10 protein-coding genes and 1 pseudogene are annotated in these 13687 nt (G+C 53.3%); 10 read left to right on the top strand and 1 reads right to left on the bottom strand.

From position 1 onward, the window contains the following. Positions 1 to 57 precede the first annotated feature (57 nt). From SH449x_RS11640 to SH449x_RS11660, 5 genes are all read left to right on the top strand, one after another. Positions 58 to 867, top strand: coding sequence for a GxxExxY protein (locus SH449x_RS11640; protein ID WP_482381506.1), 810 nt, complete (start codon positions 58 to 60; stop codon positions 865 to 867). A 111-nt stretch (positions 868 to 978) separates the two neighbouring features. After that, a complete protein-coding gene (locus tag SH449x_RS11645) occupies positions 979 to 2364 on the top strand; it encodes a DUF1501 domain-containing protein (protein ID WP_482381507.1) in 1386 nt (461 codons plus the stop codon). A 485-nt stretch (positions 2365 to 2849) separates the two neighbouring features. Continuing rightward, on the top strand, positions 2850 to 4346 hold the full coding sequence (gene glpK, locus SH449x_RS11650; RefSeq protein WP_482381508.1) for a glycerol kinase GlpK: 1497 nt from the start codon (positions 2850 to 2852) through the stop codon (positions 4344 to 4346). Between the two features lie 4 nt (positions 4347 to 4350). Further along, the gene (locus tag SH449x_RS11655) at positions 4351 to 5934 is read left to right on the top strand and encodes a glycerol-3-phosphate dehydrogenase/oxidase (protein WP_482381509.1); all 1584 of its coding nucleotides are present in this window, start codon (positions 4351 to 4353) and stop codon (positions 5932 to 5934) included. Between the two features lie 114 nt (positions 5935 to 6048). Continuing rightward, entirely contained in the window at positions 6049 to 7224 is a 1176-nt protein-coding gene (locus SH449x_RS11660; protein WP_482381510.1) for an FG-GAP repeat domain-containing protein, read from the top strand. On the opposite strand, the gene SH449x_RS11665 is transcribed toward SH449x_RS11660, so the two are convergent. Continuing rightward, a complete protein-coding gene (locus SH449x_RS11665; RefSeq protein ID WP_482381511.1) occupies positions 7211 to 7381 on the bottom strand; it encodes a hypothetical protein in 171 nt (56 codons plus the stop codon). The genes SH449x_RS11660 and SH449x_RS11665 overlap by 14 nt on opposite strands. 37 nt (positions 7382 to 7418) lie before the next feature. Here SH449x_RS11665 and SH449x_RS11670 point away from each other — a divergent pair. The 5 genes and pseudogenes from SH449x_RS11670 to SH449x_RS11690 all read left to right on the top strand — a co-directional run. After that, positions 7419 to 8108 (top strand): annotated as a pseudogene (locus SH449x_RS11670) (DUF1587 domain-containing protein); the annotation flags it as partial. Between the two features lie 168 nt (positions 8109 to 8276). Then, positions 8277 to 10058, top strand: coding sequence for a DUF1592 domain-containing protein (locus SH449x_RS11675; protein WP_482381826.1), 1782 nt, complete (start codon positions 8277 to 8279; stop codon positions 10056 to 10058). A 142-nt stretch (positions 10059 to 10200) separates the two neighbouring features. Next, the gene (locus SH449x_RS11680) at positions 10201 to 11565 is read left to right on the top strand and encodes a DUF1552 domain-containing protein (RefSeq protein WP_482381512.1); all 1365 of its coding nucleotides are present in this window, start codon (positions 10201 to 10203) and stop codon (positions 11563 to 11565) included. A gap of 174 nt (positions 11566 to 11739) precedes the next feature. Continuing rightward, the gene (locus SH449x_RS11685) at positions 11740 to 12108 is read left to right on the top strand and encodes a four helix bundle protein (RefSeq protein WP_482381513.1); all 369 of its coding nucleotides are present in this window, start codon (positions 11740 to 11742) and stop codon (positions 12106 to 12108) included. Further along, positions 12101 to 13420, top strand: coding sequence for a hypothetical protein (locus SH449x_RS11690; protein ID WP_482381514.1), 1320 nt, complete (start codon positions 12101 to 12103; stop codon positions 13418 to 13420). The genes SH449x_RS11685 and SH449x_RS11690 overlap by 8 nt, the downstream gene beginning before the upstream one ends. Positions 13421 to 13687: the final 267 nt, after the last annotated feature.

Here is a 13687-nt window from a genome sequence, read left to right on the forward strand (position 1 = left end):
AAGATGTAGGGCGAAAGATGTTAGGAACGAATTTAGAAAATCTAAGATGAGCAAGTTATGCCAATCATACCATCGATCGAACTTGTACAGATCTCACAAGAAGCCTTCGGTAAGATGGCTTTCGAGGTGATGCGCCATGTTTTTTCGATCCATGATGAGTATGGTCGGTTCTTTGACGAGATCGTTTACAAGAAGGAACTATTGAGACGCCTTTGCGGTATCGAACTGGAAGTAGCTGTAAATGTTGTTCATGAATCGTTTAGTAAAACGTTCTTTGCTGATGTTATTGCTAACCGTTCAGGCCTGTTTGAGTTCAAGGCTGCCGAGAAGATTCATGCAAAACATCGAGCTCAAACGACGCATTACCTGCTGCTATTCGGCCTCCAGCACGCCAAGATCATTAATACACGTCCCGAAAAAGTAGAACATGAGTTTGTTAATTTTCAGGTCAACTTGGCTGAGTTGCGAAACCCGAGCATCGTAGACGCGGTGTATCAACCTGATTCACCCGGCGCTAGAGAATTGCGAGAGATTTTACTGGGGCTGATACAAGACTGGGGTGCAGGGTTGGATCTATCTCTGTACGAAGAAGCGGTTACGCACTTTCTAGGAGGTGAATCGAATGTGCTGTGCAGGGTTCCGGTTAATGGCACCGGTGGAGTCATTGCCCAGCAGCAAATGCGACTCGTTACCCCTGATACCGCATTCAAACTCACCGCCTTTTCCCCGAGTAGTCCCAGCCAAGAGCAATTTCGAACCCATGCGCTACGCCTACTAAAGAACACTCCCTTGAGCAACATCCAGTGGATTAACATTCACCAAACCCAAATCACGTTCAACACCCTTCACCGTAGTCGAGAAGGCTAACCAAATATAGAGCTGTCGAAAAATGAAGGTCGAAAAAATTTGATCTACACCAGTTCCCCATTTTTCGCCCTACATCTTTCGACAGCCGAACTTACGCTGGAACCCCAGATTATGACCCAATCACGACGACATTTCCTCCGATCTGCTGCTGTCGGCTCGATTCTGTTCCCTGGCATTTTGAACCAGTTACTGGCCGATGATGGAGATCCGCTCGCGATTCGCGAACCCCATTTTGCACCCAAAGCCAAGAACGTCATCTTCCTATTCATGACGGGTGGTGTCTCGCATGTCGATACGTTCGACCCCAAACCAGAATTAACTCGGCAGCATGGCAAAGAGATATCATCGGATCATCCTACCGCCAAAGGTCGGGACGACTATAAGCGAATTTACCTTAAGCGTCCGCAGTGGGAGTTTAAACCGCATGGCGAGTGCGGGACTGAAGTCAGTTCCCTGTTCCCGCACATAGGCCAGCAAGTCGATGACATCGCACTCATCCGCTCGATGTATACCTCTCACGTCGACCACTACTTTGCAACACTCGGCATGCACACTGGTTCCTTTACTGTGGCCCGGCCTAGTATCGGTTCGTGGGTGACCTACGGGCTTGGTTCCATGAATCGCAATCTGCCGGGCTTCGTGGTCATCGCTCCAAAACAGACCTACGCGGGCACACAAGTTTACTCCAGCGACTTTCTTCCAGGAGCACACCAAGGCACTCTCGTTGTCCCAGGGAGCGAACCGGTTGTGAACGTCAAACCGCGAGTGCCAACAGACCGCCAAGCATTGGAACTCGAAGTGCTACGAGAAATGAACCAGGAACATCTCGCTCAGCGTGGCGGTGACCCATTGTTGACGGCGCGCCTGCAGACGTTCGAGACAGCTTTCGGCATGCAGATGGCGGTACCTGACGCGTTTGATTTTACTGACGAGACGCAGGAAACACTGGACAGCTACGGCTTGAAGCCCGATCAGAAGAGCGGATTCGGATGGCAATGCCTGGCTGCCCGCCGACTGGTTGAACGCGGCGTGCGCTTTGTGGAGTTGATCGATACCGGTTCGTCTAATAATTGGGATGCTCACGGAGACATGCAGACTCACGAACCGCTAGCGCAGAACGTCGACCAACCGATTGCAGCCTTGATTCGCGACCTCAAGCAACGTGGCATGTTTGATGAAACGCTCGTCGTCTGGACAACCGAATTTGGGCGAACACCGTATAACAATAGCGCAGACCACAAAGGTCGCGAGCATCATTCGACGGGCTATAGTTCTTGGTTAGCAGGTGCGGGAGTCAAACGAGGCATTGTCCATGGCGCGACCGACGAGATTGGTATGTATGCGGTCGACAAGCCGGTTCACGTCCGCGACTTCCACGCCACCATCTTGCACCTCATGGGACTCGATCATGAGAAACTCACCTACCGCCATGCTGGGCTCGATTTCCGCTTAACAGGTGTCGAACACGCCCATGTGGTCAAGGAGATTTTGTCGTGATCATCGAACATGTCAGGTTAGGGCTGTCGAAAGATGTAGGACGAAATATTAGAGCTCTATTTTTCGACATACATTTTTCGACAGCAACCATTTTCTTTATGTGCAAGAAGGTGAGTTGTCTCCAGCAGATTCAAGGAGGCCAGCAGATTTCAGATGCCGCTGTAATCAAGATGCCGTTTAACGACTCATTTAAGCATATCAATCCGCATTTCAATCCGAAGTCCCTGTTTCCCATAATCTGCTGGCCTCCCTGAATCTGCTGGAAACCTAAACCGTGAACCTAAAAATCTATTATATTATTTTCCTGTTTAACATCTCAGTTTCCGCGGACGATTGGACTTCGTCGGTTAAGCTAGGATAGATTGATCGCATAGGAAATTTTGGACAGGTTTTGAGGATCGAGCAGACTTGATGTCGGTTCGCATACTATTACCTCATCTCGTTTTTCCGACCACGATTATCATCGACTCAACTAAGGTAGAACCATGCGGGCTGTTTTAGCACTCGACCAAGGAACAACCAGTTCGCGGGCGATCCTCTTCGATCGTGAAGGCAAGATTTTGGCGGTCGCTCAGCAGGAGTTCCGCCAGTATTTCCCGCAAAGCGGTTGGGTCGAACATGATCCATCAGAAATCTGGCAGTCGCAACTGGATGTTGCTCGACAAGCTCTTCAATCCGGCCAAGTTGCGGCCAACGACGTGGCGGCGATCGGGATCACCAACCAGCGTGAAACCGTCGTGGTCTGGAATCGCCAAACGGGGCAACCTATCACCCGAGCCATCGTCTGGCAAGATCGCAGAACCGCTGCCTTCTGCGATTCATTAAAAGCAGCAGGTCACGAACCTTTGTTCTCGCAGCGAACCGGCTTAGTCATCGATCCCTATTTTTCCGCGACTAAACTTCGTTGGATTCTAGATCACGTCGATGGTGCTAGACAAATGGCCGAGAAAGGTGATTTGGCATTCGGAACAGTCGATAGCTGGTTGTTATGGAATCTCTCGGGTGGTCGCTTACATGTGACCGATATTTCTAATGCCTCGCGCACGATGCTGATGAATCTTGAAACCGGCGAATGGGACGACGAACTATTGAGCTTGTTGCAAATCCCCAAATCGATGCTACCTAAGATCTGTCCTACCAGTCATCATTTTGGAGAAACAGCCGCAGATTTATTCGAATGTCCGATTCCATTAGGTTCGGCGGCAGGGGACCAGCAAGCCGCTCTATTCGGTCAGAATTGCACTCGCCACGGGATGGCCAAAAATACCTATGGAACCGGATGCTTCATGCTGATGAACATCGGCGACCAACCCCAACGATCCACGCAGCGGTTGTTAACCAGTGTTGCGTGGCGCACACCTGCTGGAACCCAATACGCTTTAGAAGGAAGTGTCTTCGTTGCGGGGGCAGCGGTACAATGGTTGCGTGATGGCCTGGGGATTATCAATTCTTCTGCCGAAGTCGAAACATTGGCGGCGACCGTCCCCGACAGCGACGGCATCTATTTGGTACCCGCGTTCGCCGGTTTGGGAGCCCCCCACTGGGACGCCTACGCGAGAGGCACCATAGTGGGCATTACCCGCGGTACCACCAAAGCTCATTTGGCCCGTGCGGCTTTGGAGGGTATCGCGTTTCAAGTCGCAGATGTATTGACTGCAATGCAACAAGACACCGGTTTGCAGGTAAAAGAACTACGAGTCGATGGTGGCGCCGCCGCCAACAATTTATTGATGCAGTTCCAAGCCGACATTCTTCAGGCTCCCGTCGTTCGTCCTCGGGTCATCGAAACCACTGCAATAGGTGCCGCTTTCCTGGCGGGCCTAGCCGTTGGATTCTGGAACTCCACTGAAGAGATTGAAGAAGTCTGGCAAGCCGAGCGAACGTTTTTACCAGAAATGTCACCAACCGAAGCTCGGCAAAGACTTGGTCGTTGGATGGAGGCCCTGGATAGATCAAGAGCTTGGGAACAACCATCAGAATAAATCCATGAAACGTGAAGCTGGAATCAAGAAACTGATTGAACGAACAACACCCTGGGATGTGTTGGTGATCGGTGGCGGTGCAACCGGTGCCAGTATTCTATTGGATGCAGCCGCCCGGGGGTTGTCTGTAATTTTGTTAGAAAAGCATGATTTCGGTAAAGGGACGTCCAGCCGATCGACCAAATTGGTACATGGCGGCGTGCGGTATTTGGCTCAAGGGAATGTATCCCTGGTTCGCGATGCATTGCGTGAGCGAACTCGGTTGCGAAACAATGCTCCGCATGTCGTCAAGGAAATGTCCTTTTTGGTCCCTTGCCGCAACCTGTGGCAGCGCTGCTGGTATGGATTGGGATTCAAAGTCTACGACCTGCTGGCTGGCCGCAGTGGTTTTCGTAAATCTCGCCTGCTTAGTCGGCAGTCCTCTCTGCAAGCGGTGCCGACAATCCGGCCCGAGCAGGCAGCCGGTGGAGTGTTGTACTCGGACGGGCAATTTGATGATGCCCGTCTACTGATCAATATCTTGCAGACCGCTGTCGAACAAGGTGGAACTGCCTTGAACTATTTTCCTGTCATCGACATTTTGAAAGACCAAAGCGGGCGCGCAAGTGGTGTGGCTGCGAACGATAGCGAATCGGGGCAAACATATCAGATTCATGCTCGAGCCATCATCAACGCTACTGGCCCCTTTTGCGATTCCTTACGAGCCCAGGATTCACCCAATGCTCAACCGCTGGTTGCCACCAGTCAAGGAATTCACCTCGTCCTGCCCAAAGAATTTCTGCCTGGCGATACTGCCGTGATTGTACCCAAGACTTCCGATGGTCGCGTGATCTTTATGATTCCCTGGTATGACCATGTGGTTGTAGGGACGACTGATACGCCGCTAGAAAAGCCGGTTGCCGAACCGACAGCCAAAAAATCGGAAATCGAATTCTTGTTAGCGACTTCAGCTCAGTATTTAACGCGGGTACCGCAAGCTTCAGATGTGCTGAGTCTATTTACCGGTATTCGACCTTTGGTTCGACCGGGAGGGGCCAAAGAGACAAAATCGACTGCTGCAATTTCTCGCGACCATACGATTTTGCGTTCAGAGTCTGGGATGGTCACAATCACAGGGGGCAAATGGACAACCGCTCGGAAGATGGCAGAAGATTGCATCGATCGAGTCATCGAATGGTCTTCGTTGTCGCAGAGTCCCTGCCAAACAGTTAATCTGCCGATCCATGGTGCAGGCTTTAATTTGGAAAATCCTTTGGCTGTTAAAAGTAGCTACGGCACCGATGCAGAGGCGATTGCGCAACTGGCTCAGGAAGATCAGGCCCTCGCCAAGCCTCTGGTGCACGGTTACAGCCTTTGCGGCGCTGAAGTTTTGTGGAGCATTCGCCACGAGATGGCTCGAACACTAGAAGACATCTTGGCACGCCGCAGTCGGCTGTTGTTTCTCAATGCCAAAGCTGCGTTACAAGCAGCACCTGCCGTTGCCGACCTAATGATGAAAGAATTACAACATGAACCTCAGTGGCAACAGCAACAGCTTGACGACTTTGCCGAGCTAGTCAAAACTTACCAGATCGATAATCAATTTTGAAAATTTAAAAGGTGGAAGACGAGTCCTTATCTAGCCGAATTCATTGGTACACCTTTATTGATTCTGTTTGGAAGCAGACTGAACACCAAGTTCCATTATCCGGAGACTACGGCTATGCGTTATTTTCTGTTTGTAATTCTGATGACCCCGTTCGTGCAGACAGCAGTGTGCGTCGAGAGAGCTCGGGCAGATGAACCGTTTCCCAAGTTTGAAAGTGTGGTGGTAGATTCCAACATAGGTCAAGTGTGCTATGCGGTGACGCTGGCCGATGTCGATGGCGATGGAAAAACCGATATTGTTGCGCTCAGCGAGGATAGCCTTTACTGGTATCAGAATCCAAGCTGGCAACGCCGGGTTATTATTCAGAATCAGACCCCGCGAGACAATGTTTGCGTAGAACCCTACGATATCGACGGCGATGGCAAAATCGATTTTGCCATAGGTGCAGGCTGGACATCGGCTGGCTCGATACATTGGGTCAACCGAAGAGACTCGCTCGACCAGCCATGGAATGTTCACTTCATCGCTGACCTGCGTTGGACGCATCGAATGCGGTTTGCTGATGTCATGGGCAAAGGCAAACCCCAATTGGTCGTATCGCCACTGAATGCAGTCACCGGGCCAGGTGTACATCTATCTGCGTTGGAAATCCCCGCCCGGCCCGAGCGGGATCGATGGCCAGCGACGGTGATGAACCACCAATTAAACCGTATGCACAACCACTGGCATGTTGACTCCGCGGCCAACGGGGCGATCCGTACCCTGACCGCCTCACGCGAGGGAATTCACGAAATCCAGTACAGTGATCAGGCGTGGCAAACCCGCCACTTGCACTCCGGTACAGAGGGCTCGGAGCCTGATACTAGTGGGGCTGGGGAAATCAAGTCAGGACGCCTGGCCGATGGTAAACCGTTTCTGGTGACTGTCGAACCGATGCATGGGACGATGCTGGTGGTTTACTTGCCGCAGGAAACACCGGAGGGATCCTGGCAGCGAATTGTGATCGACGAGGGCTTTCAGCGTGGTCATGCGATTTGGACGGCAGACATGGACGGCGATGGTGGCGACGAAATTATTTTCGGTCACAGTGACACACCAAAGCGGTTTGGCGTGAACGTGTACAAGGCTAGCTCCGAGCGTGGTGATCAGTGGACAGCTCATGTGGTTGATGCTGGCGGTATGGCCACGGAGGATCTCGTCGTTGCGGACCTGAACGGAGACGGGCGTCCCGACATTGTGGCCGGTGGCCGGGCAACGCGTAACGTCAAGCTGTACATCAATACGCCGTAGGTTCGGCCTCGCGAGCACCATTTTTCGGATTACTTTGTTTCGGATTCCTTTGCGGCATGTTTGGTCGAACAACTAGCAATCGATCATCACCTTGAAGAATGCACGCATTGCAGATTTTCGCCCCTTTGATAGCCACCTGTGCAAATTGAATTGCCATTGTTGACAGTCGACCGTCGACGGTGTAGCGTACAGGGATGAATAGCTTGCAAGAAATCCATCCGCCGAGCTACGGCACGTTTCGCAAGTTCCAAAAGCAAACCGTTGCGAATGACGTCGAGAGTCAACTACGCAAAGCCACTTTGGAAGTCCGTCGTACGGGCCGGAGCGAGACATCCGTTCCCGGCTTTACGCTAGTCGTGTGTGCACTCCTGTTCCTGGCTACCAGCGTTGGCTTGATTAGTGACGTTTCTGCTGAGGAACCTTTTGAAGTTTTTTTGGAGAAACACTGCATTCATTGTCATGGACCGCAGGCGGAAGAAGGGGACATTCGCTTCGACAAACTGTCGCGGGATTTCAAGGCTGGTATAGATTCACATCATTGGGCCGAGGCGTTGGAGAAAGTGAATAGCGGCGAGATGCCGCCTCAGAGTGAGCAGCGACCGACTCAGCAAGAAATCGCCAAGTTTGTCACGCATCTGGACGCAAGGTTGAAAGAGGGCCGGGCCGCGAGGATGGCGGCGAGGCCATTGGTGGCCCATTATAGGTTAAGCCGAAAGGAATATCAGAACACGGTCTATGACCTGCTCGGCGTGCGCTACGACCCAACCAAGCCAGGCCAACTAAACGAAGACACGCTTTAGCACGGGTTTGAGCGCATCGGGTCGGAGCTGTCCCTCTCGCCGTCCCATGTGGACCGCTATTACCGTGCCGCTGAGATCGTGCTTGACCGTGCCTTGCCCACTGCAAGCGTGGAGCCTCGTAAGGTCCGCAAGACCGCAGCGGAATTGCTTCCCGGTGGTGGGAAGAAGCAGCAGGCGGCGCTGGATCGCTTCGGCATCAAGCGACCGTTGCGTTGTTTGATCTACCCCGGTGCTTCTCCGAATGCCGGACCTGTGGCGTTCTCAACAGGGTGGTTAGGGCAAGGAATCGGCCCGGAACACAGCGGACTCTACAAAGTTCGCATAAAGGCCAGCGGAATTCGCCCGCCAGGCGGCCAGACGGCACGCCTGAGCATCGGCATTCCGGGAGATGGTGAAAACCCAATTGCCACTCGGCTCATCGGTATTGATATCACCGCACCTGAGGATAGTCCCGAGGTCTATGAGACGGAGTTGTCGCTCGAGATGCCGGTGGGACTGCGTTTCAACCTGGAGGCCAGCAATCAGCTGCAAGGACTGCACTTCCACAGGTTGTACAACAGCACGATTTTCACCCATAGCAGCGAGACCCAGGTAACGTCTCCGTCATTCCCCCAATTGTTCGATGACAAGGGGAACGGCCTCTACTCGCTGGCGATCATCGACTGGATCGAATGGGAGGGTCCACTGTTGTCAGAAGAGGAAAAAACCCGGCGTGAGGATCTGCTACCGCCCGATGACGCAACGCCCGAAGTCGTTGCGGAGCATTTGAAACGCTTCGCTGAACGCGCCTGGCGTCGCCCGGTGAATAGGGAGGAACTGGAGCGGTATCTGCATGCTTACCGCGCCGAGCGCGAGTTGGGTGAGACGCTGACCGATGCCTATCGGGTCGCATTGCAAGGCGTGCTCACCTCCAGGCACTTCATTTATCTCGTCGAAGGAGACAAGGTCGCACGCGAATGGCTCACCGACTCAGAACTCGCCTCACGGCTCTCGTATTTCCTCTGGAGTTCAATGCCGGATGACGCCTTACTGGCTGCGGCGAGAAGCGGTTCGCTGAACGTTGTAGGACGGACTTCCAGTCCGCCGGATGCGCCGACGGACAAGATGTCCGTTGCACTTGAGCAAGCAGTGGACCGGATGCTGGCCGACAGCAAGGTGAACCGCTTCATCGATGACTTTGCAAGGCAGTGGCTGCAACTGCACCGAGTGGGCATGTTCCCGCCGGATAAGAATCTCTACCCGAGCTACGAGGCGTGGCTAGAGACTAGCATGAAGGCTGAGCCGGTGGAGTTTTTCCGCGAACTGTTCGACAAGAACCTGGCTGTAGATGAGTTCATCGATTCCGACTGGACGATGGCCAATGCCCGGCTCTGCGAGTTCTACGGTTTGCCGGAGCCGAAGACAGGGGGCTTTCATCGCATTTCGCTCAAGCCCGAGGATCATCGCGGAGGTCTACTGACGATGGGTGCCGTGCTCGGCCTGACCTCAGACGGTACGCGCCATCGCCCAGTGCATCGCGGCGTCTGGCTCAGCGAAGTGATTTTCAACAAGCCTCCGCCACCGCCTCCAGCCAACGTTGATCCGATTGAGCCAAATCCGCCGCAAAGCCCTAAAGCGACGATTCGGGAGAAGCTTGCTGCACATGCACAGCACGCAAACTGTGCGGCTTGTCATCAAAGAATTGATCCCCTCGGATTCGCCATGGAACAGTATGACGCTATTGGACAGTGGCGAACACACGAACGCGTTCTATCCGGGACCGGTAAAGACCCAGTGGTCGATGCGTCGGGTGTCATGCCCGATGGTCGTTCCTATAGCGATGTCGTCCAATTCAAACAGTTGCTGCTAGAAGATCGCGATAAGATTGCACGGGCTTTTATTGAGCATCTCTGCACCTATGCACTTCGCCGCGTGTTGACTGTGGATGACGCGGATGATATCCAGTCGATCTTGGATGAAGCAAAGAAGAACCAGTACGGTGTTCGTGACATCGTACGCGCCGTGGCTTTGTCGGAACTGATGCGGAAAAGATGAAAATCCTTAATTAGATTCAGGATACCGAATGTCGAAAGATGTGTGGCGAAAAATTAGTACAGTATCTTTCGACACACATTTTTCGACAACTAACGCTGAGCCTTTAGGGCCAACACCTCCAATTTAACACGGAAAAAGAACCATGAATTTTCTCTCCCAATCCTGGCTTCTCGACCGTCGGCACGCGCTTCGTGCGATGGGCACTTGCATTTCGCTGCCGCTTTTGGAGTGCATGGTTCCGTTGCGAGCTGCCGAAGCGAATTTCGAGACTCCCCGGCGCAGTGCCTTCATCTATCTCGCCAACGGTGTGCATTCACTGAACTACCAGATCACGAAGCCGGGGAAAGACTACGAGTTTTCCCGGTCACTCAAACCTTTGGAGAAACACCGCGCGGTCATTACTCCCCTAAGCGGGCTACACCACCCGGGAGCGCTCGGCCACGACCACAATTGCATTTCCGTTTGGCTCACCGGCGGCAAGCTCGGCCCTACCGACCGCAACACCATTTCCGTGGACCAGAAGATCGCGGAGATCACGGCACCGCACACCCGTTACCCCTCGATGGATGTTGCCCTCACTGGGGCGTCGCTCGCTTGGACCGCAGACGGTGTCCGGCTGCCTGCGATGCGAAGTTGTAGCGAAATCTTCGCATCAATGTTTGAAGAACCGAAAGGGGGCAAGGCGGCCCAGAGGAAGAACTTGCGTCGCAAGGGTAGCGTGCTCGACGCTAACCTCGATGAGGTGCGACAGCTCGATCAAAGCTTGGGGGCGGAGGACAAAGGCCGCATGGAGCAATACCTCACCTCCGTCCGCGAGGCTGAGATCCGCACGCGGCGGGCCGATGCATGGCTCGACACGCCACTTCCGACCATCTCCGATGCTGATCGCAAGCGTACCAACCGCGACATCGCGGCCACGATGGCGGGGGACTACTTTCGCACCGTGTATGATCTGATGGTGCTCGCCTTTCAGACGGATGTGACCCGCGTGGCGACCTTCAGTCTAGGCGGCGAGGGAGATGCCTTCTCCATTCCCGAAATTGGCATCACCGAGTCGCGCCATCAGCTCAGTCACCATGGCGGCGATCCTGGCTATATGGAGAAGCTTACGAACTACGACACGTTTGCCATCGAGCAATACAGCTATTTCCTCACGCGACTCGCCGAAACGAAAGACCTCAACGGCAAACCACTGTTGAATTCGACGATGTCACTATTCGGCAGTGGCATGTCATACGGCCATAGCCACGGCAATGCGAATCTGCCGCTCGTGCTCGCTGGCGGATCGGACCTCGGCCTCAAGCACGGCAGTCATCTCGACTTCAATCAAGGTCACTTCAAGGGCTACCAACTCGACAAGCCCGGCGAGCACTACTCGCTCTGCAGTCGCCCGGCCAATCCGAACGCACACATGAGCAATCTGCTGCTGATGATGGCACAGCGCATGGGCGTTGAGACTGACAAGTTCGGGGACAGCAATTCGGTTGTTGAGCTTCAGTCCTCTTAATCGTAATCTTACTCTTAATCGTAATCTTACTCTTAATCTTATCCATCTACTTGTCCATCCACTTGCGAATGTGAGTTGGGTTGGGTGGTCGGATGGAGATTGGATGGAGGATTGAGGAGTAGGAGGGGGGGGGAGAGTAGGAGTAGGATTAAGATTAGGATTAAGAGTAAGAGTATGTCGAAGCAGTTTGACCATGAAAAGTTGAGTGTCTACCAACAATCCATTCGCTTTGTCGCCTGGGTTGATGATTTACTTGAGACAGTTCCTAAATCGATTGCGACGCACGATCAACTTGAGCGAGCGTCAACTTCTGTACCTTTGAATATCGCAGAAGGAAATGGGAAATTCACATCCAAGGATCGATGCAAGTTTGTCGACACAGCCCGAGGTTCAGCACTCGAATGCGCAGCTTGCTTGGATGTTTTGTGCGCGAAAAAGATAACCGATTCTAAAACAACTGATACAGGCAAAGCTTTGTTGGTCGAGATTGTTTCAATGCTTGTTGGCTTAATCCGTTCTAATTCACCAGATCGCAATGCATAATTACATTTTGTACCGTAGTCTCATTCTGTTTCGTGCAGCTTCTTTAAGCGTCCGCAGGCATCGTTGTTTTTTCGCCTGCGGCTTTGCGTTGTGGTTACTGTTCGCAGTTGTGGTTCGCGCAGACGAACCGTTCCGCCCCAAAGCCGGCGAGTTTCCTCCGATGGAGAAAGCAAAGGCCTACGACGGCCAGCTCGTGTTTGTGGACCATGTGAACCGCCGCGGCAGCATCCGCGTGACTGGCGGAGAGCTGTTCCACTCCACGGCCCCGCATCCCTTTGCCATGCTACCCTATGGAATCGTGCGCTATCACGGCGCGCCGGCGGATCTGCGGGACATCCCGCTCGGGACCATGCTCCACGGTCGTTTCTATCTGCCACCAGATCCCAAGCTCTCCTCAGTGCCGGTTATCGACCATGCCAACACCACCCCAACTCAACCTGCTGAGAACCACGCAATTCTGCTAGAGGACGAGCCCAGTTTCTGCCTCCGGGAGGGCAAGGTCTGGAGGTTAAAGGAGGTCGAGATCACGGGCGATAAGACGGGGATGATTGTCGCCCACCGCGAATCCATTACCGACGGAGAGGACAGAGAAGACGTGCGGCGAATGAGCATCGATGCGGCCACCCGCTTCTGGCGTGGCCGGGAAAAACTCGGTCTCGAGGACTTGATTACAGAAGGCGTATGGCCTGCAAAGGGAAAGAAATCCCTCGATGGTCAGGTCGTCCATCTCAGTATCGCCTGGAAGCCAGCAGGGCACTGGGAGCGACGTGTTGGAAATCGGATGCATATTTCAGACGTCTGGCTCGATGAGACGGCGATGCAACGAGCCGCCCGGCACCAGATTGAGGTGCATCGGGAGCTGATCCGCAGCCGTTGGATGCCTGCGTACGTGGATGGCGTTGAGTATGGTAAATTCGGCAGCGCCACAGTGACCCTAGCATTGTTCGGCGGCATGGATCCATCCCTCTATGCCGATTTCCAGAAGGGCATCAATGGACAGGTCGCTGCGTCGGAAGCGAATTTAAAGCATGAGTATGGGACGGTCAGGCAATCCTTGGTGGCCATATCGGGCCCCATTCTGGACGTGATGAAACAGGACAATGACGTCCCGCTAGGAAGTAGTGGGATCCAAATCCGAATCAAAGTGGACCAGATCATCGAGGGCATTCGTCCCGGGAGGATTGTTAGAATCCGACCTATGAGCTGGCCCGATGACGCGGTACCGCGGGAGGAATACACAGAGGGTCATTTGGACGAACGCTTCCCATCTCCGAACATTTTCCCCACATACGGACGAATAAGTTTGAATTGAAGGAAGACAGATAAGGATTCTTTGGATCGGAAGATGGTGGGAAAAAGTAACTGCTGTTGGCTCCCATTTCTTGCGAATCGACGTAGATCTGTGGTTGCCATTACAAGTAGGCTGCGACCTTGGCACGGTTTTCTTTTTGGCTCTGCCGAAATCAATCACGATTCCTATCGAACCAATAGTGATTCGATCGACCGTTTGGCCAACGCTCCGTATGCTCGCTGGCATCGTTTCAATCAGTTGCTTGGCAGCCGCTTCATCGCATGAGCG

Source organism: Brakhagea baltica, assembly GCF_052161605.1.
GTDB lineage: Bacteria > Planctomycetota > Planctomycetia > Pirellulales > Pirellulaceae > JBKCUI01.